The following is a 25962-nucleotide window of genomic DNA, read 5'->3' on the forward strand; positions in this document are numbered from 1 at the left end:
ATTCCATGGCCGACGAGACCATGACTGACGAGCAGATTCTCAAGGATGTGGAGCACAAGAGCTTCGCCGCCACGTCCGACCGCACCGCCGCCTCGCTGTCCGCGAGCGGTGTCGCCGCCGAGGATGTCGCCCGCGCCGCCGCGCAGGCCGCCTACGACAAGAAGGGCGAGGACGTTCAGGTGCTCGACCTGACTGAGCTTTCCGATGTGTGCGACTACTTTGTCCTTGCTACCGGCACCAACAACCGCCAGGTTGATTCGATCGTCGACGAGATTGAGGAGAAGGTCGCCGAGGCTTGCGGCGAGCATCCGTTCTCCATCGAGGGCCGCGAGCAGAAGACTTGGATGCTCATGGACTACGGTTCGGTTGTCGTCCACGTCTTCACTCCCGAAGCCCGCGACTTCTACCGCCTCGAGAAACTCTGGGGAGACGCCCCCCAGCTCCCCCTCAATCTCCTCTAGTAGCTCATTTGAGACGGGGTTTAGCTACCCTCACGCATATCGCCGGGCAGTTGCGGTTTTCCGCAGCTACCCGGCTTTCTTTTTGCCTCAGGGACTAATCGTTGAAGCGGGATTGGCGGCCGAAGGAAAGGGCGGTGTCGCCGAATTTGTCTCGGACGGCGTCGATAGCGACGGAGAGGTCGCGTCGGTCGCTGGATTGGGCTCCGCGGTCGTCGACTTCGCAGAACAGGTCGGTTTGGATCCCGCCTTGGTGGTCGAAATCGCTCATGCCGATGCCTGCTAAGCGAACATGCATGCCATCCTGCCAGATGTTGTCGAGCAGTTCGAGTGCAACCGCCACGAAGATGTTCTCATCGTCGGTCGGATGAGGCAGCCGGCGCTGTGCCGTACGCCCGCTGCCATACGAGTATTTGAGCTTGAGCGTCACCGTGGCGCCCGTCAGTCCCTGACGGCGCAGGCGGCGTCCAACCGACTCGCCCAACAGCGCAATCGCCGCTTTGATGTCCCCGCGCTCAGTCAAATCTTTAGCAAAGGTGCGTTCATTGCTGACCGACTTGACCTCGCGCTCTTCATCGAGACTCGTAACTTCGGAGATTTCGAGTCCCAGCGCACGCTGACGCATGCGCTCGCCGTTGACGCCAAAAATAGAGGCCAAGGTGGATTCCGGTGCACGTGATAGCTCGCCGAGGGTGTAGATGCGCATGCGGCGCAGTCGCTCCTCGGCCGAGCGCCCGATGCCGCTCATGGCAGATACCGGCAGCGCGGCCAAAAAGCGCTGCTCGGTTCCGGGGCGCACAATCGTCAATCCAAACGGCTTGTCACGCTCGCTTGCGATCTTTGCGACCGTCTTGTTGCAGCCCACGCCAATGGAACAGGTCACTCCCAGCCCTGCCACGCGGTCGCTTATACGCCGCGCAACCAGCAACGGGTCTTCGGGCGCAAAGCGACCCGGTGTGATATCGATAAAGGCTTCGTCGATGGATACGCGCTCCACGCGCGGGGTCTCGTCGGCGAGAATCGCCATGACTTCCGCGCTCACCTCGCGGTAGCGATCAAAGTGCCCGTGCGTCCAAATGGCTTGCGGGCACAAGCGCCGTGCCTCGGCCGAGGGCATGGCGGAGTGCACGCCAAAGCGACGTGCCTCATATGAACACGTGGACACGACGCCACGCGAATCGGCGTCTCCGCCCACGATGAGCGGTTTTCCGCGCCATTCGGGATGGTCGAGCATCTCCACGCTCGCAAAAAACGCATCGAGGTCCATGAGGCCCACCGCCGGACCCGTCCAGGGAGGCGGCGTGACGCCCATGGCATCCTCATAACCGTATGTATGTTCGCGTCTTTCCATGTCATGAGTATACCGCGCAGCTCATGTGGGGTGCGTGTATGTGCTTGCAAATCCCGAATTCTTGTCTAAGATATGGATTTGCCCTCGACTACACCGAAGAAGTTGGTCTCACGGACTTCACCTGCCCGCGTCGATGGCGTATTATGTTCAACTGTTTGTTTGTAGTTGCAGCCTAAAGCTGCTTGGTTGGAGGAGTTTCCTTTGGCAGTCAAGATTCGCCTTGCTCGTCACGGCGCTAAGAAGCGTCCGTACTACCGTGTCGTCGTCGCCGATTCCCGCGCCCCGCGTGACGGTCGTATCATCGAGGAGGTTGGCCGCTACAACCCGATGACCGCCCCCAAGACCATCAACCTCGACCTCGAGAAGATCGCCGACTGGCAGTCCAAGGGCGCTCAGCTCACCGACGCCGTCGCCGCTCTGGTCAAGGCCGCCAACGAGGGCGAGAAGACCGAGACCGTCGTCAAGAAGTCCAAGAAGCAGCTCGCCAAAGAGGCCGAGGCCGCTAAGGCTGCCGCTGAGGCCGCTGAGGGCGCCGAGGAGTAAATCGTGCCTGAGGTTGACGCTGCACAGCTCGAGGGTGAGGCAATGCTCTCAGATCGCATCGCCGATCTCGTCGAATATCTCGTTGTTCAGATCGTCGACGACCCGGATTCCGTGAGCCTTGAGGTCATCGATGGTGACGACGCCTCTACGATTGAGGTTTCGGTCGCCGAGGATGACGTCGCTAAGGTCATCGGCCGTCGTGGCCGTACCATCAAGGCCATTCGCACGCTCGCCCGTGCACTGGCCGCTCGCCTCGACACTGCTGTCGAGGTAGAGGTTCTGGGCTAGGACCTTGAGGTCCCAGTACAAAAACATCGCCCGTGTGGTCAAGCCGCACGGAAGGAAGGGGGAGGTCCTCGCGCAGCCGCTGCGGGGGCTTCCTTCTGTATTAGAGCCGGGTATGCGCGTCGCCCTGACGCCGCCGGCGCTCAAGCGCGACCGCTTTTGCACGGTCGTGTCCGTCACCGATACGGGCGATGGCGATCTGGTCTCGTTTGAGGGCATTGACGACTTGACGTCCGCCGAGGGCATCACGGGATGCTACGTGCTGGCAAATCGTGACGATTTTGAGCTCGATTCGCTCGACGCTGCCTATACCGACCTGATGGGTCGCGAGGTGGTCGACGAGCGCTTCGGTTTACTCGGCACGATCGTCGAGATCATGTCGACGCCCGCTAACGATGTTTGGGTTGTTGAGGGCGATCGGTACGGCGAGGTACTGATTCCCGTGATCGAGCAGGTCGTGCTCGATCTTCCCGACACAGGAACAATTTCCGTCCACATTATGGACGGCCTGATCGATATGGACAAGTAGGGAGGACAACATGCTGATCGAGACCCTTTCGGTCTTTCCCGAGATGTTTGAGCCCGTCATGTCCACATCGATCTTGGGCCGCGCCCGCAAGGCCGGCCTTTTTGATTTTAAGGCGTATAACCTGCGCGACTGGACGCACGACCGCCATCGTACCGTCGATGACGAGCCGTACGGCGGCGGGCAGGGCATGCTCATGAAGGTCGAGCCTATTGCCGAGGCCATCGAGGCCATCAGCTCCGAGGGTCCCAAGCCCACCGTAGTGTTCTTCACCCCCTGTGGCGAGCCCTTTACGCAGCATGTGGCCGAGCGCCTGCTCAAAAGTGAGCGCCTGCTGTTTGTGTGCAGCCGCTACGAGGGCGTCGACGAGCGTGCGTATGCGTATGCCGATGAGCGTCTGTCGATCGGCGACTACGTGCTTACGGGTGGCGAACTTCCCGCTATGGTCGTTGCCGATGCCGTCGTACGCCTGATTCCCGGCGCCCTGGGCGACGAGATGAGCAATGTGGACGAGTCGTTCTCGACCGCCGAGGACGGAGGCCTGCTCGAGTACGCGCAGTACACCCGTCCCGCCGAGTTCAACGGCGAGGGCGTGCCGCCGGTGCTTGTGAGCGGCGATCACGCCAAGGTCGATGTCTGGCGTCGCAAGAACGCCATCGAGCGCACCTGCCGCTGGCGTCCCGACTTGATCGAGACGGCGCGGCTCACGCCCGAGGAGCGCGCTTACGCGCAGGATTTGCTTTCTGGAAGAGGTGAATAACATAGAGGACAATAAAGGCCGCCAACGAGTTCATCTTGAACATGATTTTGGCGAGAGGTCCGTTTTCACTTTGCGGGGCGCCTTGGAATGGGTTTTGGTCATTCTAATCGCGCTCGCCGCCACCTTCCTGATCCGCACCTTTGTGGTCGAGCCCTTTGTGGTGCCCACCGGCTCCATGGAGTCCACGATCGAGATTGGCGACCAGATCCTGGCACAAAAGGTGAGCCTCGAGCTCGGTCAGCCCGTCAAGCAGGGCGATATCGTGGTGTTTCACAACCCCGATGGCACCTCCGAGCATGATGTTCTTGTCAAGCGTGTTATTGCCACGGCCGGCCAGACGGTCGACCTGCAGGATGGCAAGGTGGTCGTTGACGGCCAAGCGCTCGACGAGGACTATACGACGGGCATGAGCTGGCCACTTTCGGTCCAAGCGCCCGGTGCTCAGGTAAGCTATCCCTACACCGTCCCCGACGGGTGTGTGTGGGTGATGGGCGACAACCGAGAGAACTCAGCCGACTCCCGCTATTTTGGGCCGGTCGACCGCTCCGATTTAATGGCCGTGGCACTCGTTCGCTACTGGCCGCTCAACCGCATCGGTGCTATCGACTAAAAACCGCTATAGTACAGTACCTAACCGTGTAATCGTTTCGACGAGGGGATATTAGAGGCATGAACGCTTCATCGCTTTCCTTCCAAGACATCATCCTGCGCCTCCAGCAGTACTGGGGCGAGCAGGGCTGCGTCATTATGCAGCCCTATGACTCCGAGGTCGGTGCCGGTACCTTCCATACCGCGACCACGCTGCGCTCGCTCGGTCCCGCCGAGTGGCGCACCTGCTATGCGCAGCCCTGCCGCCGTCCCGCCGACGGCCGCTACGGCGAGAACCCCAACCGCATGCAGCACTACTATCAGTTCCAGGTGCTCATCAAGCCCTCGCCGGTCAACGCCCAGGAGCTCTATCTGGGTTCGCTGGCCGCCATTGGCCTGGACCCCAACGACCATGACGTCCGCTTTGTCGAGGACGACTGGGAGAGCCCGACCCTGGGTGCCTGGGGCCTTGGCTGGGAGGTCTGGCTCAACGGCATGGAGGTCACGCAGTTTACGTATTTTCAGCAGGTGGGCGGCATCGAGGTCGACCCCGTGCCCGTCGAGATCACCTATGGCCTGGAGCGTATCGCCATGTACGCCCAGGGCGTCAACTCGGTCTACGACCTGGTGTGGAGCTACCTGCCCGACGGCACGCCCATGACCTATGGCGACGTGTTCCTCGAGAACGAGCGCGAGTTCAGCGCCTACAACTTTGAGGTCGCCAACGTCGAGATGATGCGTCAGAAGTTTGACGACTACGAGGCCGAGTGTCACTCCTGTCTGGAGCGCAAGCTGCCGCTGCCGGCGTACGACTGTGTCATGAAGTGCAGCCACGCCTTCAACCTGCTCGATGCCCGTGGCGCCCTGTCCGCAGTCGAGCGTGCCAACTACATCCTGCGCGTCCGCGCCGTCGCCAAGGCGTGCTGCGAGGCCTACATGGCCGAGGTCGCCGGAGTCAACGAGAATGCCGACCAGGAAGGCGAGGTGGCGTAAGCCATGGCAGACGCTAAGGATTTCCTGTTTGAGATCGGTACGGAGGAAATGCCCTCCGCACCGTTGAACAATGCCGTCAAGCAGCTTGGCACCATGATCGCCAAGGGCCTCGACGAGGCCGGTCTGGCCCACGGCGAGGTCCGCGTGATCTCGAGCCCGCGTCGTCTGGCTGCACTCGTTGCCAACGTCGCCACCGCGACCGATGAGGTTCACGAGGTCAAGCGTGGCCCCGCGGCCAACATTGCCTTCGACGCTGACGGTAACGCCACCAAGGCCGCCCAGGGCTTTGCCCGCAAGTGCGGTGTGGCTGCCGAGGACCTGGTCCGTCGCGAGGACACTGACGGTCGCGAGTATGTGTTCGCCGAGAAGAACATTCCCTCCGCACCGGCTACGCCGATTCTGACCGCTCTGTGCGAGAAGACCATCGCCGGCCTGCAGTGGCCCAACTACCGCAGCCAGCGCTGGGGTCACGAGCATGCGACCTTTGTTCGTCCGGTCCGCTGGATCTGCTGCCTTTTGGGCGAGGATGTTGTGCCCGTGTCGTTTGCCGACGTGACGAGTGGCAACACCACGCGTGGTCATCGCGTACTTGGCCCCGGTGACCATGTGGTCGCCAGCCCCGCCGTCTACGAGCAGGTGCTCGAGGACGCCGGTGTGCTTTCTGCCGAGCGTCGTCGTGAGGCCATCCTTGCCGGTATCGCCGAGGTCGAGGCTGCCCGTCCCGGCTGCCATGTCGATACGCCCAAGAAGGTCTTTGAGGAGGTCATTAACCTCTGCGAGTGGCCGACGGTGCTCGTCGGTACCTTCGATGAGGAGTTCCTCAAGGTCCCGCACGAGATCATCTGCGAGTCCATGCTCACCAACCAGCGCTACTTCCCGATCTATGACGGCGAGGGCAAGCTCACGCGTGAGTTCGTGGTCGTTTCCAACAGCAAGCCCGAGAATGCCGAGCGCGTGATCGACGGTAACGAGCGCGTCGTGCGCGCCCGTCTGGACGACGCAAAGTTCTTCTACGAGGAGGACCTGAAGATCTCCCTCGACGAGTTCCGTGAGCGCCTGGCCAAGGTTGCCTTCCAGGAGAAGCTCGGTAGCGTGCTCGCCAAGTCCGAGCGCATTGAGCAACTCGCGCTTGCCATCGCTCGCGAGACCCATCTGGGCGCCCACCTGGCCGCCGATGCCGCTCGCGCCGCGCACCTGTGCAAGGCCGACTTGGTATCCAACGCCGTCGTCGAGTTCACGAGCCAGCAGGGCGTGATGGGCGGTTACTACGCCACCGCGATGGGGGAGAACGACGAGGTCGCCCACGCCATTCGCGATCATTATCGTCCCCGCTTTGCCGGTGACGAGCTGCCCGAGGGCACCGCTGGCTGCATCGTGGCCTGCGCCGACAAGCTCGATACCATCGCCGGTATCTTTGCCATTGGCGAGCCCCCGACCGGCTCCTCCGACCCCTACGCGCTACGTCGTGCCGCTATCGGCATCATCAACATCCTGCGCGACCGTCTGCCGATCGACCCCACGTCGCTCATCGACTTCGCCCTCGAGCTCTATAGCGAGCAGGGCATTGAGTTCGACGCCGCCGAGGTCGCCCAGCAGGTTCGCGACTTCTTCCATGGCCGCCTGGTGAGCATGGCCCGCGACGAAAAGATCCCGGCCGATACCGTTGCCGCCGTCTCTGCGGTGCACATCATCGCCCCGTCCGTCTTCTTCGCCCGCTGCGCCGCCCTCGACGAGGCCCGCAAGAACGATGCCGAGACCTTTGACAACCTGGCTACGGCCTATGCCCGTGCCGCGCATATCTCCAAGTCCGAGCTGGGCGCGGAGTACGACCGCAGCCTGATGGGCGAGGCCGAGCTCGCGCTTGCCGATGCTTCCGAGGCTGCTCAGACTGCTGTCGATGCTGCCCTTGCTGCCGAGGACTACCCGGCCGCATTTGCTGCCCTCGCCGCCCTGCGCGCGCCCATCGACCGTTTCTTCGACGAGGTCATGGTCATGGACAAGGACGAGCAGCTCCGCGATAATCGCCTTAAGCTGCTCAACCGCTTCGAGGCCGTTTTCTCCGGCATCGCCAACATCGGTGAGCTTGCTCGTAAAAAGTAAGCCAGCCTGCGCGTAAGCGCAAAAGGAGCCCCGCATGGATTGCCCGGTCACCGCTCGTCCCACCGTTATCGTTATCTCCGACTCGCTCGGTGATACCGCTTGTGAGGTGGTGCTTGCGGCGTCCGGGCAATTTGATGAAGGGGCTTTTCGTTTGTTGCGCCTGCCCAAGGTGACCTCGGTGGAGCAGGTGGAGTCGTTTGTGGGCCCGCGCGTCGATGCCGACCATCGCGATATTGCCGTGTTTCACACCATTGTCGATCCGGCGCTTCGCGCCCGCGTGCTCGATTACCTGGGCATGCTGCATATCCGTTCGGTCGACCTGATCGGTCCGACGCTCGCCGTGCTATCGTCGCTCATCGGTGTGCCGCCCAAAGGCGTCGCGGGCGTGATTCACAGGACCGATGACCGCTATTTCCATCGTATCGAGGCCATGGAATATTTCGTTGAGCACGATGACGGGCGCGGTTGCGACGATTTGTCGGGTGCCGATATCGTGCTGCTGGGCGTATCGCGCACGTCCAAGACGCCGCTGTCGATGTATCTGGCTTATCAGGGCTACAAGGTTGCCAATGTTCCGTTGGCCCATGGCATGGAGCCGCCGAAGTCGATTTACGAGGTCGACCCGATGCGCCTGTTCGGCCTGATTTCGACCGTCGATGTGATTTCCGAAATTCGCGATAGCCGCTTGGGCGATGACTACGCTCGTGCCGTTGCCGGCTCCTATGCCGAGCCCGAGAGCGTGCGCAGCGAGCTTGAGGAAGCTCGTGCCCTCATGAAACGCCTAGGCTGCTTTGTGGTGCGTACCGACGGCAAGGCCATCGAGGAAAGCGCTGCCGAGATCATTAGCCACTTGGAGGAAATCCAAGAAGCCCGTGCCCGCCGCGCCGCCCGTCGAGCCCAACAAAAGTAGCTAATTTGGGACGGGGCTTTTTTAGCTACCCCGACTGAGGCCGCGAGCTTTTTGGCCGATTGCCGACGGGGGCAGCTAAAAAAGCCCCGTCCCAAATTAGCTACTTATGGTAAAGCGATTTAGCAAAAACATCGCACTGACCTGCTTTTTTATTGCAGTGGTATCTTCATAAGGTAACCACCTTTACCTACCGTTTACCGCCAGTTTTAGCACGTTTACCAAACCGCGCACCCTCTGCTCAAGCCTGCCCAAAACCCGCCGTATAGTTCCCTCACGGCCCGCATTCGGCGGGTCGATTCGTTACCACGGTCGTGCGCGAGAGCGCATGGAAGGGGAAGTATCGTGAGCGATTGCAAGAGGGTTTACCGTTTTGGAACCGACGCCCAGGGCACCTGTGTCACCGAGGGCGACAAGTCCATGAACTTCGTGCTTGGCGGCAAAGGCGCTAACCTTGCCGAGATGAGCCGTATCGGCCTGCCGGTTCCCGGTGGCTTTACTATTACCTGCCAGACTTGCGTCGAGTACTCCGGTGCCGGCAACGTGTGGCCCGAGGGTGCACTCGATGAGATCGTTGCTGCCGAGGCGGACCTCGAGGCCCGCTGCGGCAAGAAGCTCGGCAACGCCTCCGATCCGCTGCTCGTGTCGGTTCGTTCGGGCGCTCCGTTCTCCATGCCCGGCATGATGGACACGGTCCTCAACTTAGGCCTCAACGACGACTCCGTTCAGGGGCTCATCGCCCAGACGCAAAATCCGCGTTTTGCTTGGGATAGCTACCGCCGCTTTATTCAGATGTTCTCCAACGTCGTTATGGGTGTTGATGCCGACCTGTTCGAGAACGCCCTGACCCAGGCCCGCCTGGTCGCCGGTGTTCGCGTCGATTCCGAGCTTTCGGCCGAGGACCTTCAGGAGCTTGTCGAGACCTTCAAGGGCATCTTCTCTGATAACGTCGAGGCCGCCCTGTATCCCGAGCTCGAGGTCGCTGACGGCAAGCCCGTTTTCCCGCACGACCCAGAGCTTCAGCTACGCCTTGCAATCCAGGCCGTCTTTGGCAGCTGGATGAACGAGCGTGCCTGCATCTACCGCAAGCAGCATGGTATTTCCGACGAGCTCGGCACCGCCGTCAACGTGCAGGCCATGGCCTTTGGCAACAAGGGCGAGACCTCTGCGACGGGCGTCGCCTTTACGCGTAATCCGGCCGACGGCACCAAAGAGTTCTACGGTGACTTTTTGGTTAATGTCCAGGGCGAGGACGTCGTCGCCGGCATCCGCAACACCGAGCCCATTGCCGACCTCAAGACCACCCCGGGCCTCGAGTCTGCAGGTGAGGAGCTCGAGCGCGTGTTCCTGACGCTCGAGGACCATTACCGCGATATGTGCGATATCGAGTTCACCATCGAGCAGGGCAAGCTCTGGATGCTCCAGACACGCGTGGGTAAACGCACTGCCACCGCCGCCCTGCGCATCGCCATCGAAATGGTCGAGGAAGGCCTGATCACCCGCGAAGAGGCCGTGAGCCGTATCGATCCCGCGCAACTCGACCAGCTCCTGCACCCGCAGTTTGACGCTTCCAAGAGGTACGAGGCGCTGGCCAGCGGTCTGAACGCCAGCCCCGGTGCCGCCGTGGGTGAGGTTGTGTTCTCGAGTGATGACGCCGTCGCGCGCGCCAACGAGGGCCACAAGGTCATTCTGGTTCGTTGGGAGACCAACCCCGACGACCTGAAGGGTATGGTTGCCGCCGAGGGCATTCTGACCAGCCACGGAGGAAAGACGAGCCATGCCGCCGTTATCGCTCGCGGCATGGGTACGCCCTGCGTCTGCGGCGTTGAGCGCTTCCACATCGACGCCGCCGAGAAGGTCGTGCGCATCGAGGGCAGCGACCGCGTGCTGCACGAAGGCGACGTTATCTCCATCGACGGTACCCAGGGTATCGTCGTCGACGGTCCCGTCGACCTGGTCTCCGCCGAGCTCACCGGCGACCTGGACACCATCCTGTCCTGGGCCGACGAAATCCGTTTGGACGAGACCAGCGGCCATGCCAACCATGTGCGTGTCAACGCCGACAATCCCGAGGATGCCATGCTCGCCCTCGAGTTTGGCGCCGAGGCTATTGGCCTGTGCCGCACCGAGCACATGTTCCTGGGCGATCGCAAGAACATCATCCAGAGCTTTATCCTGTCTGACGATGAGGCCGTGAAGCAGCAGGCCCTGGCCGACCTGCTCAAGGTTCAGACCGAGGACTTCCTGGCGATGTTCAAGACCATGTCCGGTCGCGATGTGGTCGTCCGCCTGCTCGATCCGCCGCTTCATGAGTTCCTGGATAATCCTCGCGAGCTCGAGGTCGCCATCACCAAGAAGGAAGCCGCTGGCGCCAGCGAGAAAGAGCTTGCCGTCCTGCGCGCCCGCTTGCGTCGTATCGACGGCATGGTCGAGTCCAACCCGATGCTCGGCCTACGGGGCGTGCGCCTGTCCGTCGTCTTTGGCGATCTGCCGCTCATGCAGGTTCGCGCCGTCGCCACGGCTGCTGCCCACCTTATCAAGGAGGGCGTCGACCCGCGCCCCGAGATCATGGTTCCGCTCGTTTCCATCACGGCCGAGCATGTCCAGACCCGCGAGGTTATCGAACGCGTGATCGCCGAGGTTTCTGACGAAGAGGGCGTCGAGCTCAATATTCCCGTGGGCACGATGCTCGAGCTGCCGCGCGCCTGCATGGTCGCTGACGAGATCGCCCATTACGCAGACTTCTTCTGTTTTGGCACCAACGACCTCACCCAGACGACCTTCGGTTTCTCGCGTGACGACGCCGAGGCTAAGTTCATCCCGCTGTACATGCATAAGAAGATCTTGAAGGACAATCCCTTCGAGACCATCGACGCGGCGGTGCTCGAGCTGGTGCGCATGGCTGTCGAGAAGGGCCGCGCCACCAACCCGGGCATGCACTTTGGCGTGTGCGGCGAGCACGGCGGCGACCCCAAGTCCATCAAGGGCCTGTTTAACGTGGCCGACGTGGACTACGTGTCCTGCTCGCCCTACCGCGTGCCCCTCGCGCGCTTGGCTGCCGCCCAGGCCAAGCTCGAGGCCAAGCGTCCCGCCTAACGTTTTGGGCGTAGACGCCTAGTGTAGCCCCCCTTCATGCCGCCCGTCTCATTTGTGAGACGGGCGGTTATCATGTGCGGGTTTTGTCTTTTTGTCTGCGTAAAAAATTGTTCTTGCAGCGCAAACCCGCGCGTGTATACTCGAATACGTTTGTTCAACTACGTGCCGGCCATGGTGGTACGGCACCTCTAGAAGAGTAAGGAATTGCACATGGATTACATCCGCGCAATCGAGCGTCAGCAGATCCGCGAGGACATTCCTCAGGTTCGCGTCGCCGACAACGTCAAGGTTCACTACCGCATTAAGGAAGGCGACCGCGAGCGCATCCAGGTCTTCCAGGGAGACGTCATCCGCATGGCCGGCGCCGGTGCCCGCGAGACCTTCACCGTCCGCAAGATGTCCTTCGGTGTCGGTGTTGAGCGTACCTTCCCGCTTCACAGCCCCAAGATCGCCAAGCTCGAGGTCGTTCGTCATGGTCGCGTCCGTCGCGCCAAGCTGTACTACCTCCGCGACAAGGTGGGCAAGGCTGCTCGCATCCCCGAGAAGCGCTAAGAAGATCGCAGCGTCTGTCCACTCGTTTGGACACAAGGGTCACCTTCGGGTGGCCCTTCTTTTTATCTGATTTGCATGCAAGGAGGGCCTGGTATGGCCAACATGACGAGCTCGGTTTCGGCATCGCAGGTTGCCGGTGAGTTGGCGAGCGCCACGTTTGAGGAGATTCCCGCCCTCGTGGAGCATTATCGCGAGGACCCGCGCCAGCAGGTGATCAAGGCTTGCGAACGCGCCCTCAAACGCCATGCCAAAGAGCTTGCCGAGCGCGAGCGCGTCAATGACATGTACGAGCTTATGCATGAGCTTGGCGGCGATGGAGTGGTCGTTGGTGTCGACGAGGTGGGTCGCGGATCGGTGGCCGGTCCTTTGACGGTATGCGCTGTCTGCCTTCCTATGGAGCCGCGCGTCTGGGGCATCAACGATTCCAAAAAGCTCACGCCGGCGCGCCGCGAGTTGCTCTCAGTGAAGATTGCCGAGGTGGCGACGGCGATCGGTTTTTGCCATATCGCGCCTAAGGATATCGATGAGATGGGCATGGCCCGTGCTATCCGTACCGCCGTTGCGGGCGCCGTGGCCGATACGGGGCTCGAGCCCGATTGCGTGCTTATGGATGGCAACCCCTTGGGCGCCGTTCCTAACGAGCGCGATGTGGTGAAGGGCGATGCCAAGATCGCCTGCATCGCCGCGGCGTCCATCATGGCCAAGGTCACGCGTGACGAGATGATGGTCGAGTACGACGCCGAGTATCCCGAGTACCATCTGGCCGAGTCGAAGGGCTATGCGAGCCCCGAGCACATCGAGGCCATTCGCAAACATGGACTTTGTCCGCTGCACCGCGTGAGCTTTTGCGGAAACTTTCTGCAGACTGAGCGCCTTTTCTAGGCCAATTGTGGAGATAGGGACCCCTGGGGTTTTATAAACCTGCTGGTAGCGGGCCGTATGCAACACCATTGCTGCGTACGGCCCGTTTTTTGTCGGCATTTGGTCAGCTTTTGGTTTGCTTCCGGTACTTACCCGCATGAAAGGTGCCCTCATCATCGGGGCAATGCAGTGTGCGGGAAAGGAGACCCCATGAGTGCCGCAAGCAAAAAGAGCAAGACGCAGCAGCTCAAAGAGCGTTGGGAAAACGGCGAGCTCGACTGCGGAGCGATGACGCCCGAGTTTATCAAGGGACTCAGTCCTCGCGAGCTGGGCATGCTGGGCGAGCTTATCGCAATCGACTACTTTAACGAGCGCGGCTACACCTTGCTGGAGCAGGGCTATCGTTGCACCGAGGGCGAGGCCGACCTGGTGCTGCTCGATGAGCTCGACGATGTCGTTGTGATGGCCGAGGTCAAGACGAGACGCGTCGCCCTGGATTGCACCACGCGGGTCTTTCCCGAGGAGGCCGTGGATGCCCAAAAGCAACGCCGCTACCGCCGCATCGCAAGCTGCTATCTCATGGAGCATTATCCGCTCAAGGCGATTCGCTTCGATGCCGTGGGCGTCACCATTCGCGGCGGGCATATCGCCGAGATCGAGCACCAGTACAACGCGTTCGATTGGCAGGTGTCGTGATGGCGTTCGAGACGTTTGCCGTTCACGCGGCCTGCATCCGCGGCGTCGAGGCGATTCACGTCACGGTCGAGGTCTCGCTTGTCGGTGGCATCCCGGGCATCCAGATGCTCGGCATCCCGAGTATGGAGGTGATGGAGTCACGTGGTCGTATTCGTTGTGCGATGCGCTCCGCCGGGTTCGAGATCCCACGCTCGGGCATTACCGTTAACCTGGCACCCGGCGATATCCGCAAGACCGGTAGCGGCTTTGACCTGCCCATCGCCATCGCGGTATTGGCGGCCGATGGGCAGATTCCCCGTGACAACCTCGATCGCTGCCTTATCGCAGGTGAGCTTGGTCTGGACGGTACGGTGCTTCCCGTCAAGGGCGAGGTGGCGTTTCAACTATTGGCGCGTGATATGGGGCTGTCTTTTATCGCCGGCAGGTCCGACCAGCATGTGCCACTCGCGGGCGTGGATTGTGGATTCATCGATCATTTGTCTCAGCTTGCTCATGGTATGGGCGATGCCGCGCGGCACTACTTGGATTCTGAGGGCGTCGAGGCGACCTTTGAGCCTGAGCTCGACTATGCAGACGTGCTGGGGCAGGAAGTCGCTAAACGCGGCATGGCGCTTGCGGCGGCAGGAGAACTCGGCTTGCTCATGATTGGGTCCCCGGGATCGGGCAAGACGATGCTTGCGCGCCGTATGACCGGCATCCTGCCCGAGCTTTCCGTTGAGGATCAACAGGAGGCGCTGTGCATCCATTCGGTTTTGGGTGAGAACATCGATGGACTGCTTGCGGGGCATCGCCCCTTCCGCAGCCCGCATCACAGCATTTCGACCGCGGGCCTCATCGGCGGCGGACGTCCAGTGCATCCGGGCGAAATTAGCCTGGCTCATGGCGGCGTGCTCTTTTTGGACGAGCTTGCCGAGTTTCCCACGGGTGTACTGCAGGCGCTGCGTCAGCCCATCGAACGCGGTTATGTGAGGATCGTACGCGTCGACGGGGCCTTTACCTTCCCGTCGCGCTTTCAGCTGCTCGCTGCGAGCAATCCCTGCCCCTGCGGCTTTTTGGGCGACCGTGAGGTGCCATGCCGCTGCTCGGCATCGATGGTCGAGCGCTATCGGTCTAAACTGCGCGGTCCTTTGGCCGACCGTATCGACATGATGATCGATGTGACCCGTCCCGACCCCCAAGTGATTATCGAGGGTGCGGAGGGTATATCGTCGGCCAAGTTACGTGACTACGTTGTGCGCGGTCGCGCCTTTCGCGCTTGGCGCGAATCCCGTATGGACGATGCGGATGCCGAGGCCAAGGATGACGAGACGCGGTCCATTGACGGTGTCGTTTCGAGCTTTGAGCTCGATGATGCTGCCGAGAAATGCGTACTCGGTCTGTCCAAACGCACACATCTCACAGGGCGTGGCATCGTGCGCCTGGTTCGCATTGCGCGCACGATCGCAGATGTCGCCGAGAGCGAGCAAGTGACGCAGGACCACGTGCTCGAGGCGGCGATGTACCAGGGAAGGAGGGACCAATGATGGCCGAGGGGACCTTCGAGCTGCATCCAGGCGACGCGTTGTATCCTGAGACCGTTTTGGAGCTTTCTGATGTACCCCAGACGCTCTATGTGCGCGGCAACCCCGAGGTGCTTTCGACGCCCGCGCTCTCCATCATCGGCGCGCGCAAGGCCTCGCCGTATGGTCTTGCCGTGGCAGAGCTTGCGGCAAAGGTGGCGGTCGAGGCGGGAGTGACGGTAGTTTCGGGCGGCGCGGTCGGTTGTGACCAGGCCTCGGGTTGGGCTGCGGTCAACGCCGGCGGCAAACACGTCGTGGTGCTGGGTACGGGCGCCGACGTGGTCTACCCGCGTTCGAGCGCGGGGCTTATTACGCGCACGCTCGATACGGGCGGCGCGGTCGTGTCGATCTCTCCGTGGGGCATGGGTCCGCGCAAGTTTGCCTTTCCGCGTCGCAATCGCGTGATCGCGGCCCTGTCGCAAGCCCTCTTTGTATCCGAGGCGGGTATGCCTTCCGGGACGTTTTCTACAGCCGAGGCTGCTATGGATTTGGGGCGCGAACTTCTTGCCGTGCCGGGGTCGATCCTATCGCCCGAGTCGCGTGGCACGAATTACCTCATTGCGAACGGTGCCTGCTGCATTGTCGACGAGGAGTCCATCGAGATGGCTATCTCTCGCATATACGGCACCCTGCGCTACTCGCGCCCCGATGCTCCCGGCATTGCCGACCTGAATCCAACACAGCAGACCGTGATGCATGCGCTCATCGCCTCTCCGCTCAAGGTCGACGACATCGCGGCGCTCGTCTCACTCGATGCTGTCGGCGTACTCAAACTCTTGGGTTCGCTTGAACTCGAGGGCCTTATCGAGCGCATGATGGATGGAAGGTATGCGCCCTCCAAGTTTGCCCTTCACGCCCAGACGCCCTTCGGTCACAATGGAAAACGTGTCAATTAGAAAGGTGTTTGCAGATGCAGTTCGATCAGGTGACGGTTATCGGTGGCGGTCTGGCGGGTTCGGAATGCGCGATCCAGCTGGCAGACCGCGGGTTTGCCGTAAAGCTGTGCGAGATGCGCCCCCAGGTGAGCTCCCCGGCCCACCATACCGATCACCTGGCAGAGCTCGTCTGCTCCAATTCGTTTAAGTCGACCCGTCCGGATTCCGCGGCTGGTTTGCTGAAGGCCGAGCTTGAGCGCATGGGTTCAGTCCTGCTCGACTGCGCCCATCGCGCGGCTGTTCCCGCCGGTGGCGCCTTGGCGGTCGATCGCGTCAAGTTTTCCGAGTTTGTCGAGGCCGAGGTTGCCGCTCGTCCCAATATCGAGGTCGTGCACGGCGAGGTTACGCAGATTCCCGAGGGTCACGTGGTCATTGCCGCGGGCCCGCTGTGTTCACCGGCGCTGAGTGAAGAGGTCATGAAGCTCGTCGGTGGCGATGCCCTGGCATTCTTTGATGCGGCGGCGCCGATCGTCGATGCCTCCACGCTCGATATGGACGTGCTGTTCTCGCAGTCGCGCTACGAGGAGCAGGGGAGCGGCGACTATCTCAACGCTCCGCTCAATAAGGAGGAGTACGAGGCCTTTATCGAGGCGCTTACCACGGCCGACCGCGTGGTGCTCAAGGATTTTGAGGGCGGCGATCTGTTCCAGGCCTGCCAGCCTGCCGAGGAGGTTGCACGCACCGGCAAGGACGCTATTCGCTTTGGCGCCATGAAGCCCGTCGGCCTCACCGACCCGCGTACCGGACGTCGCCCCTGGGCGGCGATTCAGCTGCGTGCCGAGAACAAGGAGAAGACCGCTTACAATCTGGTGGGCTTCCAGACCAACCTGACCTTTGGCGAGCAGAAGCGCGTCTTCCATATGGTGCCGGGCCTGGAGAACGCTGAGTTCTTCCGCTACGGTGTCATGCACCGCAATACCTTTGTCGACGCTCCACACGTGCTCGATGGCACCTTTGCCGTGCCCGGTACCGGCGTGCGCCTGGCCGGTCAGATCACCGGCACCGAGGGGTACATGGAAGCCGTGGCGACAGGTCTGCTCGCGGCGCTCAACACCTATGCCGAGGCTATCGGTGCCGCGGGCGTCGAGTTGCCCCGCGTGGGCGCCCTGGGTGCGCTCGTGGGCTATGCGACCGATCCTGCCACCGTGGGCTATCAGCCCATGCATGTCAACTTTGGCCTGGTGCCGCCACTCGAGGATGGTAAGCGCCGCAGCAAGCGCGACCGCTACCAGGCCTATGCGGACCGTGCGCTCGAGGCCCTTGACGCCTATCTGGCTACTCGCCCCGATCTGTTTGGAGGCGACCGGTCATAGCCTTTGACCTGTACGACACCGTCGACTCGTTTATCGCCTATATCGCACGCGTCGAGGGACTTTCTCCCAACACGGTGACGGCCTATGGCTCGAGGCTGGAGCGCTTTGCTGCCTGGTGCGAACGCGAGGGCATCGACGCTCGCGCCGCCGACGTACGGACCGTTCGTTCCTATTTGGCCGAGCTGTCGCGTGGCCAGGTGGCGGCTCGGACCCTTGCGGCACACCTGTCTGCCATTCGCTCACTCTATCGGTGGATGGCTGTCGAGGGGATTGTCGAGGGCGATGCGGTCTCGGCAATATCCTCGCCCAAGCTCCCGCGCGATCTGCCCGGTGTGCTGACGACCCAACAGGTGGAGGCACTCCTCAAAGCCCCCGATACCTCAACACCCGCGGGACTGCGCGATGCGGCGATGCTCGAGTTGCTCTATGCCTCGGGTGCCCGCATCTCAGAGCTTGCGGCGCTCAATGTGGAATCCATCTCATGGTCCGAGCGCACGCTGCGCCTGTGGGGCAAGGGGAGCAAAGAACGTATCGTCCCCCTGTATCGTCGTGCGCTCGAGGTGGCTCGTTTCTATATTGAGGAGGGGAGACCGGAGTTGCTCGCTCGGGCAAAGCGCCGTGACCTCGCTACCGGGCCGCATCCGCTGTTTATATCGGCGCGCGGCAATCGCATGAGCGCTGCCATGCTCCGGCGGCGGTTCCATACGCTGGCGACGCTCGCCGGCATTCCGGCTGACATCGCCCCGCATGCGATGCGCCATACCTTTGCGACCGACTTGCTCGAGGGCGGTGCGGACCTGCGCTCGGTTCAAGAGCTGCTGGGTCATGCGAGCCTGTCCACGACGCAGATCTACACGCATCTCACACCCGATCGGCTCAAACGTGCCGTGGCTCAAGCCCATCCCCGCGGCGAATAGTGGCTGGGACGTCCCGCGCCGCACTCAGGTGTGTGGTTTTGATTGCGGGTTGGCAGGAAGATGCATTCCTGCTATCATTCATCGGGTTGCTTCACGGCAACATGTTTTTATCACGCACGCGCGGCTACTTCATACCGTGGTGCCCGGGCTTTGGTAGCACATGTCCGGGTTGGTTTTGGAGGATGACCCCGCGCGGAGGCAAACCACAGGAGGTTTAACATGGCTACCAAGATTAATATCCGCACCCTGCTCGAGGCCGGCTGCCACTTCGGTCACCAGACCCGTCGCTGGAACCCCAAGATGAAGCCGTTCATCTTCGGTGAGCGCAACGGCATCTACATCCTCGACCTCAAGCAGACCATCCTCGACGCCGACCAGGCCTACACTTTCGTCAAGAACGTCGCCAAGGGTGGCAATGTGCTGTTTGTCGGCACCAAGAAGCAGGCTCAGGAGGCCGTCAAGAACGCTGCTGAGCGCGCCAACATGCCTTACATCAACCAGCGTTGGCTCGGCGGTATGCTGACCAACTTCGTCACCATCCGCTCCCGCATTAACCGCATGGAGGAGCTCGAGGCTATGGTCGAGGACGGCCGCATGGCTGTTCTGCCCAAGAAGGAGCAGGCTGTGCTCGGCAAGGAGCTCACCAAGCTCCAGACCAACCTCGGTGGCGCCCGCGACATGAAGGGTCTGCCCCAGGCTCTCTTCGTCATCGACACCAAGCGCGAGGAGAACGCCATCAAGGAGGCCCAGCGCCTGAACATCCCCGTCGTCGCTCTGATCGACACCAACTCCGATCCCGACGAGGTCGAGTACGGCATCCCCTGCAACGATGACGCTATCTCCGCTGTCACCCTTATGTGCGAGCTCATGGCTGACGCCTGCCTCGCTGGCTCCGGCAAGGAGCAGGTCTCCGAGGCCGAGATGGCCGCTGAGCCCAAGGCCGAGTAAATCAGTCTTAGTTAATTCTTTTTCATCTCTTTGAAAGGAACCACAATGGCCCAGATTACCGCCGCTATGGTCAAGCAGCTCCGCGAGATGACCGACTCCCCGATGATGGAGTGCAAGAAGGCTCTCGTCGAGGCTGACGGCGACATGGACGCCGCTGTCGACGTTCTGCGTAAGAACGGCCTTGCCAAGGCTGCCAAGAAGGCTGGCCGTGAGACCAACGAGGGCGCTGTCGCCGCGTTCGTCTCCGAGGATGGCAAGACCGGCGCTCTGCTCGAGCTCTCCTGCGAGACCGACTTCGTTGGCTCCAACGCCAAGTTCAGCGGCTTTGCTTCCAAGGTCGCCGAGGTTGTCGCCACCACCGAGCCTGCTGACGTCGACGCTCTGCTCGAGAAGCCGATGGGCGAGGAGACCGTTTCCTCCGAGCTCACCGAGATGATTCACATCATGGGCGAGAACATGAAGATCTCCCGCTTCGCTGCTCGCAAGGCCGAGAACGGCGCGCTCGCTTCTTACATCCACATGGGTGGTAAGATCGGCGTCCTCGTCGAGTTCGCCTTCGAGAAGGCCGAGACCGCTCAGGCTGAGTCCTTCAAGACCTTCGCTCACGACGTTGCCCTTCAGGTTGCCGCCGTCGCCCCGATCTGTGCTACCCGCGATCAGGTTCCGACCGAGACCGTCGAGCACGAGAAGCAGATCTACATGGCTCAGGCTGCCGAGTCCGGTAAGCCCGAGGCTATCCAGGAGAAGATGGCTGTCGGCCGTCTGGAGAAGTTCTACAAGCAGTCCGTGCTCACCGAGCAGGAGTTCATCAAGGACAGCTCCCTCACCATCAAGAAGTACGCTGAGCAGGTCTCCAAGGAGCTCGGCGACACCATTACCGTCGTTGCCTTTGACCGTTTGGTCCGTGGCGAGTAAATAAGCTCTTGTAGCTGGTAATGAGCAGGCTGTGGGTTTTACTCACAGCCTGCTTTTTCATGGCTCTTCTTAGAGCCTTTGATAGAATGTTGAGAGTTCAATCTAAAGGAGGATCGCTTTGTCCGACATCCGATATAAACGCGTGCTTCTTAAGCTTTCTGGCGAAGCACTGATGGGCGACGGCCAGTATGGCATCGACCCCAAGGTTACCGACCATCTTGCCAAACAGGTCAAGGAGCTGCTCGCCGTTGGCCATGAGGTCGGCGTCGTTGTCGGCGGCGGCAATATTTTCCGCGGCATGGCCGGCGCTGCCGGTGGCATGGAGCGTGCTCAGGCCGACTACATGGGCATGCTGGCAACCGTTATGAACGCGCTCGCCCTGCAGGATGCCTTCGAGCACAACGATGTTCCCTGCCGCGTTATGAGCGCTATCCAGATGAACGAGATCTGCGAGCCCTATATTCGCCGTCGCGCCATCAACCACCTTTCCAAGGGCAACGTCGTTATCTTTGCTGCCGGTTCGGGCAATCCGTACTTTACGACCGACACCGCCGCGGCTCTTCGTGCGTGCGAGATCGGCGCCGAGATTCTGATTAAAGCCACCAAGGTTGACGGCATCTACGACAAGGATCCCGTCAAGTGCGCCGATGCCGTCCGTTTTGACAAGATTACCTATCACGAGGTGCTCGTCCGCGGTCTGCAGGTTATGGATTCCACGGCTACGGCACTGTGCCAGGATAACCGTATGCCGATTTTGGTCCTCAACATCGATGGCGAGGACACCGTCAAGCGCGCGCTTTCGGGTGAGCCCGTCGGCACGCTCGTCTATCAGGAGGATTAAGCATGGCAGAGAACATCACCGCCCATATGGACAAGTCGCTCGAGTCCCTCAAGCATAACTTCTCCAAGGTCCGTACCGGCCGCGCCAATGCCAACATTCTGTCCGACATCACCGTCGATTATTACGGTGTTCCTACGCCGGTCACGCAGGTTGCCGCCGTCAAGACCCCCGAGGCCCACATGCTGCTCATCGAGCCGTGGGACAAGGCACTCATCAATGCTATCGTCAAGGCCATCGGCGCTTCCGATCTGGGTATTACCCCCAACTCCGATGGCACCGTCGTTCGTCTTCCGTTCCCGGCTCCCACCGAGGAGCGCCGTCGCGAGCTCGTCAAGGAGTGCCGCGAGTACGCCGAGCAGGCCAAGGTGTCTATCCGTAACATCCGTCGCGACTTCAACAACAAGCTCGAGCGCGATGAGGAGCTCACCGAGGACGATGTCCGTCGCGAGCAGGCCAAGGTCCAGAAGCACACTGATGAGTATGTCGCCAAGGTTGAGGAGCTTCTGAAGGAAAAAGAAGCCGAGGTCATGGAGATCTAAGGTGCAATACGACGAGCATAAACTGGTCGAGTACTTTGCCGACGCCCCTGCGGGCGTCGGTTTTTCCGACCTTGACCTCAATAACATTCCGCACCATATCTCGTGCATCATGGACGGCAACGGTCGTTGGGCCACGTCGCGCGGTCTTGCACGCACTGAGGGCCACAAGGCGGGTATTGTCTCCCTTCGCGAGATTATTACTGCCTGCGTGCGTCTGGGCGTCGACGTGCTTTCGGCCTATGCGTTTTCTACCGAAAACTGGAACCGCCCGCAGCATGAGGTCAACGTCTTGATGCACCTGTTTGCCAAGACGTTTATCGACGAGCTGCCGCTTCTGAAGCGCGAAAACGTGCGCGTTGTCTTTTTGGGTGATATTTCCGCGCTGCCCAAGAAGACCCGCGACGTTTTTGAACGCGGTCTTGCCGAGTGCGCCGATCACACCGGTATGACGCTGGCGCTTGCCGTCAACTACGGCGCGCGTGCCGAGATTACCCGCGCTGTCCGTCAAATCGCACTCGACACTGCCGCCGGTAAGATCGATCCTGCCGCAATTGATGACGACATGGTGGCCTCCCACCTCTATACCGCCGGTCTTCCCGATCCTGAGCTTGTGATTCGTACCTCTGGTGAGCTGCGCCTTTCGAACTATCTGCTGTGGCAGGTGGCTTATTCCGAGTTCTATGTCACCGATACCTATTGGCCTGACTTTGATCGTTGGGGCCTTGTCGACGCCATTTTGGCCTATCAGGGCCGTGACCGTAGGTTTGGTGGACTGAGCAAGACCGAGGAGGCTTAATCGTGTCCGATCGTCCCAAGGCATCTGCTCCCAAGACGCCTGCGCGCAAAGCTACCACTGCGGGAGCGCCTGCAGCGAAGAGCGGCACCGGTTCGTGGCTGGCGGGCTTTATTACCCGTGCCGCCGCTGGTATCGTCTACGCCGTTGTCTTTATCCTGTGCTTGGTTTTGGGTATCGTGCCCACGGCCATCTTTGTTTCCGTCATGAGCGGTCTGTGCTGCTATGAGTTTTTCCGTATGACAAGGCTCGATGGCAAGATGGCTAACGAGCGCATGGGTATCGCTGCCGCTGTACTCTTTCCGCTGTCGGCGTTGGGCGATTCGATGTTGCTGAATGCCCTGCTTTTTGCCCTGATGCTCGCTGTGGGGATTTGGTATGTCTGGTCGCCGCGTACCCGCATCTCTGATGTGGCCGTGACGCTCATGGGTCCCATCTACACTGGCTTTATGCTGTCGGCTATCGTGCTGCTGCGCGATGCCGTGCCCGGTTTTGCCGGCGCCCTGCTTTCGGTGGGCGTTTGCGCGTCCCTTTGGGTCTCCGATTCGTTTGCCTACATCGTGGGCAGCCGTATCGGTAAGCACAAGATGGTTCCCAAGATCTCTCCCAAAAAGAGCTGGGAGGGGTTTGTCGGCGGCATCCTGGGCTCGGTTTTGATTTGGCTCATTCTGTGGGCGACGCACTTCTACAAGCTCAGCCTGCCCTATGCGCTGCTGTGCGGCGTGGTCGTGTCCGTTCTGGGCGTTATCGGCGACCTCATCGAGTCGCGCATCAAGCGCGGTGTGGGCGTCAAGGATTCCGGCAACCTTATCCCGGGCCACGGCGGCATGCTCGATCGTAGCGATTCGCTTATCTTCGGCTGCATCACCGCGCAGCTGATGCTGATGATCGGAGGCGTGCTGTAATGTCATTCCAGACGACGTATGGCCCCGATGGACGCCTCCGTGTTGCCATCCTGGGTTGTACGGGCTCCATCGGCACCCAGGCGCTCGATGTGTGCCGCCAGCATGCCAATCGCCTGCAGGTGACGGCGCTGTCCGTTAACTCCAGCACCTCCGAGCTTGTTGCCGCTGCCCGCGAGTTCTCGGTTCCGGCGGTTGCCGTGGCCGATGTCGCTCATGGCGATGACGCCGTGCTGCAGGAGTTGCCCGAGGGAACGAAGCTTGGCCTTGGCGCGCAGGCGGTTTGCGAGCTCGCGCGTCGCGACGATGTCGACTGCGTGCTCGTTGCTATTGTGGGTGCCGCTGGTCTCGAGGCGAGCCATGCGGCCTTGACCTCAAATAAGCGTCTTGCCCTTGCCAACAAGGAGTCCCTCGTCGTCGGCGGCGACTTGCTTATGCCGTTGGCGCAACCGGGCCAGCTTATTCCAGTCGACTCTGAGCACTCCGCCATCTACCAGTGCTATCTGGGGGAGGACCCGCTCGAGGCTCATTGTATTTGGCTCACCTGCTCGGGCGGTCCGTTCTTTGGCCGCACGCGCGACGAGCTCAATCGCGTGACGCGTGCCGATGCCCTCGCACATCCCACGTGGGCCATGGGTGCCAAGATCACCATCGACTCCGCCACCCTCATGAACAAGGGCCTGGAGCGAATTGAGGCCATGCATCTGTTTAACTGCGACCTCGATTTCATTAACGTGGTCGTGCAGCGTCAGTCCAAGATTCACTCTATGGTCGAGTTCGCCGACGGCTCCGTGATGGCGCATCTCGGTGCTTCTGACATGCGTATTCCCATCCAGTTCGCGTTCTCGTATCCCGAGCGTTGGGATACCCCGGCGCCTCGTATCGATTTCCGCGAGCTGGGGCAGCTCACGTTTGATGCTGCCGACATGGATACCTTCCGCTGTCTGGCACTGGCCGAGCGTGCCGGCAAGACGGGTGGCACCATGCCGTGCGTGCTCAATGCCGCCAACGAGGTCGCCGTCGATGCCTTCCTGCACGATGGTTGCAGCTTTACCGATATCGATCGCATTGTGGAATCCTGCATGGATTCCCACGATTTGCAGGCGGTCGATTCGTTTGAGCAGCTTCACGACATCGATGCATGGGCGCGTGAAAAGGCTGCGCAGGTGCTCGCCGCAACCCGTTCCTAACCCATAAGGATTGCTTTTTCGTTTTATGGATACTGTTCTGAGCGTTCTCTCATCGGTCTTTTGGGGCCTGCTGATGCTTTCCGTCCTCGTGTTTTTGCACGAGGGCGGCCACTTTTTGGCGGCGCGTGCCTGCGGCGTCCGTGTGACCGAGTTCTTTTTGGGCCTGCCTTGCCGCTTTGACATCCATTACACGTCGCGTCGCATTGGAACCAAGTTTGGCGTGACCCCGCTGCTGCTGGGTGGCTACGCTGCCATCTGCGGTATGGATCCGACCGACGTCTCCTGCGCCGATCGCGTGCTCGCGGCTATCTATCGTCATGGTCGCGTGACCGTGGCCGACCTTGCCGCCGAGCTCGAGCTATCCGAGGAGGTTGTGCTCGAGGCATGCGCCTTGCTCTTGGGTTGGGGCTCTATCGCGCCTTGGTATGAGGAAGGGGAGAAGCCCTCGCCGAGCTACTATCCCACCAAGTATCAGACGCTGCCGCGAGATGCGGCGGGTTACACCACCTTTGACGGCCGCCGTTTCGATCGCGAACATTCAACTTTCGAGGGCGATGTGTGGGAGCTGCCGTGCGGCGAGGCCGAGTTCCTTGCACAAGAGCGTTCGCACACCTATCTTGGCCAGGGTTTTCTCAAGCGCGCCTTTATGCTGCTCGCGGGCATTATTGTCAATATCTTGACAGGCTTTTTGCTCCTTATGAGTATCTATTCCATTGCGGGTGTCACCGTGCCGATGGATACCAACGTGATCGGTCAGGTTGACGAGGGGTCTATTGCCGCCAAGGCGGGTATCGAGGGCGGCGACGCGATCCTTTCGGTTGACGGAGTATCGTGCTCTACCTGGATGGATGTTTACGATGCCATCGGCAAGGCTGCCGGTAAGGACGATATCGCCATCGAGTACGAGCGTGACGGCAAGCAGCATTCGACCACGGTTGCGCTCAAAGAGGACGAGCGCCTAGGTGTGTATGCCTCTACGCAGGTGGTCCGTTTAGACCCCATCACGTCGGCTCGCCTGTCGTTCTCCTATGTCGTGCAGACAGCGGAGGGCGTGATGCGCCTACTCCAGCCGCAGCATACGATGGAGATCCTCGATCAGTCCTCCTCGATCGTGGGAATTAGCGTTATGTCCTCACAGGCTGCTGCTGCCGGCCCTGCCACATTCCTTTCGTTTGCCGCCCTCATTTCGTTCTCGCTTGGCTTTATGAACCTGCTGCCCATCCCACCACTCGATGGCGGTAAGCTGGTCATCGAGATCATTCAAAAGATTGTGGGCCGCGAGCTTCCGCTCAAGGTCCAGACGATTGTGAGCTATGTGGGCATCGCGCTCTTTGCGCTGCTGTTTGTCTATATGCTTCGTTCCGACATCCTTCGATTTATTCTGTAGGGGAGTG

26 protein-coding genes are annotated in these 25962 nt (G+C 61.0%); 25 read left to right on the forward strand and 1 reads right to left on the reverse strand.

Going from position 1 to position 25962, the window contains the following annotated elements; genetic code table 11:
- Window positions 1-5: 5 nt before the first annotated feature.
- Window positions 6-461, forward strand: coding sequence for a ribosome silencing factor (gene rsfS / locus PMX60_RS01610; RefSeq protein WP_138374982.1), 456 nt, complete (start codon window positions 6-8; stop codon window positions 459-461).
- A 94-nt stretch (window positions 462-555) separates the two neighbouring features.
- Here the strand turns inward: rsfS and dinB are convergent, their stop codons facing one another.
- Window positions 556-1809, reverse strand: a complete 1254-nt coding sequence (gene dinB / locus PMX60_RS01615) for a DNA polymerase IV (protein WP_416377918.1) — start codon at window positions 1807-1809, stop codon at window positions 556-558.
- Between the two features lie 201 nt (window positions 1810-2010).
- Here dinB and rpsP point away from each other — a divergent pair, with 201 nt between their 5' ends.
- The 24 genes from rpsP (at window position 2011) to PMX60_RS01735 (ending at window position 25955) form a co-directional block, all read left to right on the forward strand.
- Window positions 2011-2352: a 30S ribosomal protein S16 gene (gene rpsP / locus PMX60_RS01620; protein ID WP_022094749.1), complete on the forward strand. Its 342-nt coding sequence runs from the start codon at window positions 2011-2013 to the stop codon at window positions 2350-2352.
- A gap of 42 nt (window positions 2353-2394) precedes the next feature.
- Window positions 2395-2640, forward strand: coding sequence for a KH domain-containing protein (locus tag PMX60_RS01625; protein ID WP_171021534.1), 246 nt, complete (start codon window positions 2395-2397; stop codon window positions 2638-2640).
- A 34-nt stretch (window positions 2641-2674) separates the two neighbouring features.
- Window positions 2675-3166: a ribosome maturation factor RimM gene (rimM, locus tag PMX60_RS01630; protein ID WP_271746690.1), complete on the forward strand. Its 492-nt coding sequence runs from the start codon at window positions 2675-2677 to the stop codon at window positions 3164-3166.
- A gap of 10 nt (window positions 3167-3176) precedes the next feature.
- A complete protein-coding gene (gene trmD / locus PMX60_RS01635) occupies window positions 3177-3923 on the forward strand; it encodes a tRNA (guanosine(37)-N1)-methyltransferase TrmD (protein ID WP_271746657.1) in 747 nt (248 codons plus the stop codon).
- A gap of 94 nt (window positions 3924-4017) precedes the next feature.
- A complete protein-coding gene (lepB, locus tag PMX60_RS01640; RefSeq protein ID WP_271746658.1) occupies window positions 4018-4533 on the forward strand; it encodes a signal peptidase I in 516 nt (171 codons plus the stop codon).
- Window positions 4534-4592: 59 nt separating this feature from the next.
- On the forward strand, window positions 4593-5504 hold the full coding sequence (locus PMX60_RS01645) for a glycine--tRNA ligase subunit alpha (protein ID WP_006236091.1): 912 nt from the start codon (window positions 4593-4595) through the stop codon (window positions 5502-5504).
- A gap of 3 nt (window positions 5505-5507) precedes the next feature.
- Window positions 5508-7604 carry a glycine--tRNA ligase subunit beta gene (glyS, locus tag PMX60_RS01650; protein WP_271746659.1) on the forward strand — a complete coding sequence of 699 codons (2097 nt, stop codon included), beginning with the start codon at window positions 5508-5510 and terminating at the stop codon, window positions 7602-7604.
- Between the two features lie 34 nt (window positions 7605-7638).
- A complete protein-coding gene (locus PMX60_RS01655) occupies window positions 7639-8514 on the forward strand; it encodes a pyruvate, water dikinase regulatory protein (RefSeq protein ID WP_271746660.1) in 876 nt (291 codons plus the stop codon).
- 342 nt (window positions 8515-8856) lie between these two features.
- Window positions 8857-11607, forward strand: a complete 2751-nt coding sequence (gene ppdK, locus PMX60_RS01660) for a pyruvate, phosphate dikinase (protein ID WP_271746661.1) — start codon at window positions 8857-8859, stop codon at window positions 11605-11607.
- Between the two features lie 210 nt (window positions 11608-11817).
- Window positions 11818-12159 carry a 50S ribosomal protein L19 gene (rplS, locus tag PMX60_RS01665; protein ID WP_006236098.1) on the forward strand — a complete coding sequence of 114 codons (342 nt, stop codon included), beginning with the start codon at window positions 11818-11820 and terminating at the stop codon, window positions 12157-12159.
- A gap of 93 nt (window positions 12160-12252) precedes the next feature.
- Window positions 12253-13041, forward strand: a complete 789-nt coding sequence (locus PMX60_RS01670; protein WP_055250018.1) for a ribonuclease HII — start codon at window positions 12253-12255, stop codon at window positions 13039-13041.
- A gap of 189 nt (window positions 13042-13230) precedes the next feature.
- Window positions 13231-13716: a YraN family protein gene (locus PMX60_RS01675; RefSeq protein WP_271746662.1), complete on the forward strand. Its 486-nt coding sequence runs from the start codon at window positions 13231-13233 to the stop codon at window positions 13714-13716.
- The gene (locus tag PMX60_RS01680; RefSeq protein WP_271746663.1) at window positions 13716-15239 is read left to right on the forward strand and encodes a YifB family Mg chelatase-like AAA ATPase; all 1524 of its coding nucleotides are present in this window, start codon (window positions 13716-13718) and stop codon (window positions 15237-15239) included. Before PMX60_RS01675 ends, PMX60_RS01680 begins: the two co-directional genes overlap by 1 nt.
- Complete coding sequence (locus tag PMX60_RS01685; RefSeq protein ID WP_161115626.1) at window positions 15239-16171, forward strand: DNA-processing protein DprA; 933 nt, start codon at window positions 15239-15241, stop codon at window positions 16169-16171. The genes PMX60_RS01680 and PMX60_RS01685 overlap by 1 nt, the downstream gene beginning before the upstream one ends.
- Before the next feature lie 14 nt (window positions 16172-16185).
- Window positions 16186-17523, forward strand: coding sequence for a methylenetetrahydrofolate--tRNA-(uracil(54)-C(5))-methyltransferase (FADH(2)-oxidizing) TrmFO (gene trmFO, locus PMX60_RS01690; RefSeq protein ID WP_271746664.1), 1338 nt, complete (start codon window positions 16186-16188; stop codon window positions 17521-17523).
- 8 nt (window positions 17524-17531) lie between these two features.
- The gene (locus tag PMX60_RS01695; RefSeq protein ID WP_334203755.1) at window positions 17532-18440 is read left to right on the forward strand and encodes a tyrosine recombinase; all 909 of its coding nucleotides are present in this window, start codon (window positions 17532-17534) and stop codon (window positions 18438-18440) included.
- A 219-nt stretch (window positions 18441-18659) separates the two neighbouring features.
- Complete coding sequence (gene rpsB / locus PMX60_RS01700) at window positions 18660-19388, forward strand: 30S ribosomal protein S2 (RefSeq protein WP_006236109.1); 729 nt, start codon at window positions 18660-18662, stop codon at window positions 19386-19388.
- A 45-nt stretch (window positions 19389-19433) separates the two neighbouring features.
- Window positions 19434-20303 (forward strand): translation elongation factor Ts, encoded by an 870-nt coding sequence (gene tsf, locus PMX60_RS01705; protein WP_271746665.1) that lies wholly within the window; start codon window positions 19434-19436, stop codon window positions 20301-20303.
- Between the two features lie 118 nt (window positions 20304-20421).
- Window positions 20422-21144, forward strand: a complete 723-nt coding sequence (gene pyrH, locus PMX60_RS01710) for a UMP kinase (protein WP_035138557.1) — start codon at window positions 20422-20424, stop codon at window positions 21142-21144.
- Window positions 21145-21146: 2 nt separating this feature from the next.
- Window positions 21147-21683 (forward strand): ribosome recycling factor, encoded by a 537-nt coding sequence (frr, locus tag PMX60_RS01715; RefSeq protein ID WP_006236112.1) that lies wholly within the window; start codon window positions 21147-21149, stop codon window positions 21681-21683.
- 1 nt (window position 21684) lies between these two features.
- The gene (locus PMX60_RS01720; protein ID WP_117776218.1) at window positions 21685-22479 is read left to right on the forward strand and encodes an isoprenyl transferase; all 795 of its coding nucleotides are present in this window, start codon (window positions 21685-21687) and stop codon (window positions 22477-22479) included.
- 2 nt (window positions 22480-22481) lie between these two features.
- Complete coding sequence (locus PMX60_RS01725) at window positions 22482-23381, forward strand: phosphatidate cytidylyltransferase (RefSeq protein WP_271746666.1); 900 nt, start codon at window positions 22482-22484, stop codon at window positions 23379-23381.
- On the forward strand, window positions 23381-24568 hold the full coding sequence (dxr, locus tag PMX60_RS01730) for a 1-deoxy-D-xylulose-5-phosphate reductoisomerase (protein ID WP_271746667.1): 1188 nt from the start codon (window positions 23381-23383) through the stop codon (window positions 24566-24568). The genes PMX60_RS01725 and dxr overlap by 1 nt, the downstream gene beginning before the upstream one ends.
- A 25-nt stretch (window positions 24569-24593) precedes the next feature.
- Complete coding sequence (locus PMX60_RS01735) at window positions 24594-25955, forward strand: M50 family metallopeptidase (protein ID WP_271746668.1); 1362 nt, start codon at window positions 24594-24596, stop codon at window positions 25953-25955.
- Window positions 25956-25962: the final 7 nt, after the last annotated feature.

Origin of the sequence: Collinsella aerofaciens (genome assembly GCF_028206995.1) — a bacterium.
GTDB lineage: Bacteria > Actinomycetota > Coriobacteriia > Coriobacteriales > Coriobacteriaceae > Collinsella > Collinsella aerofaciens_AQ.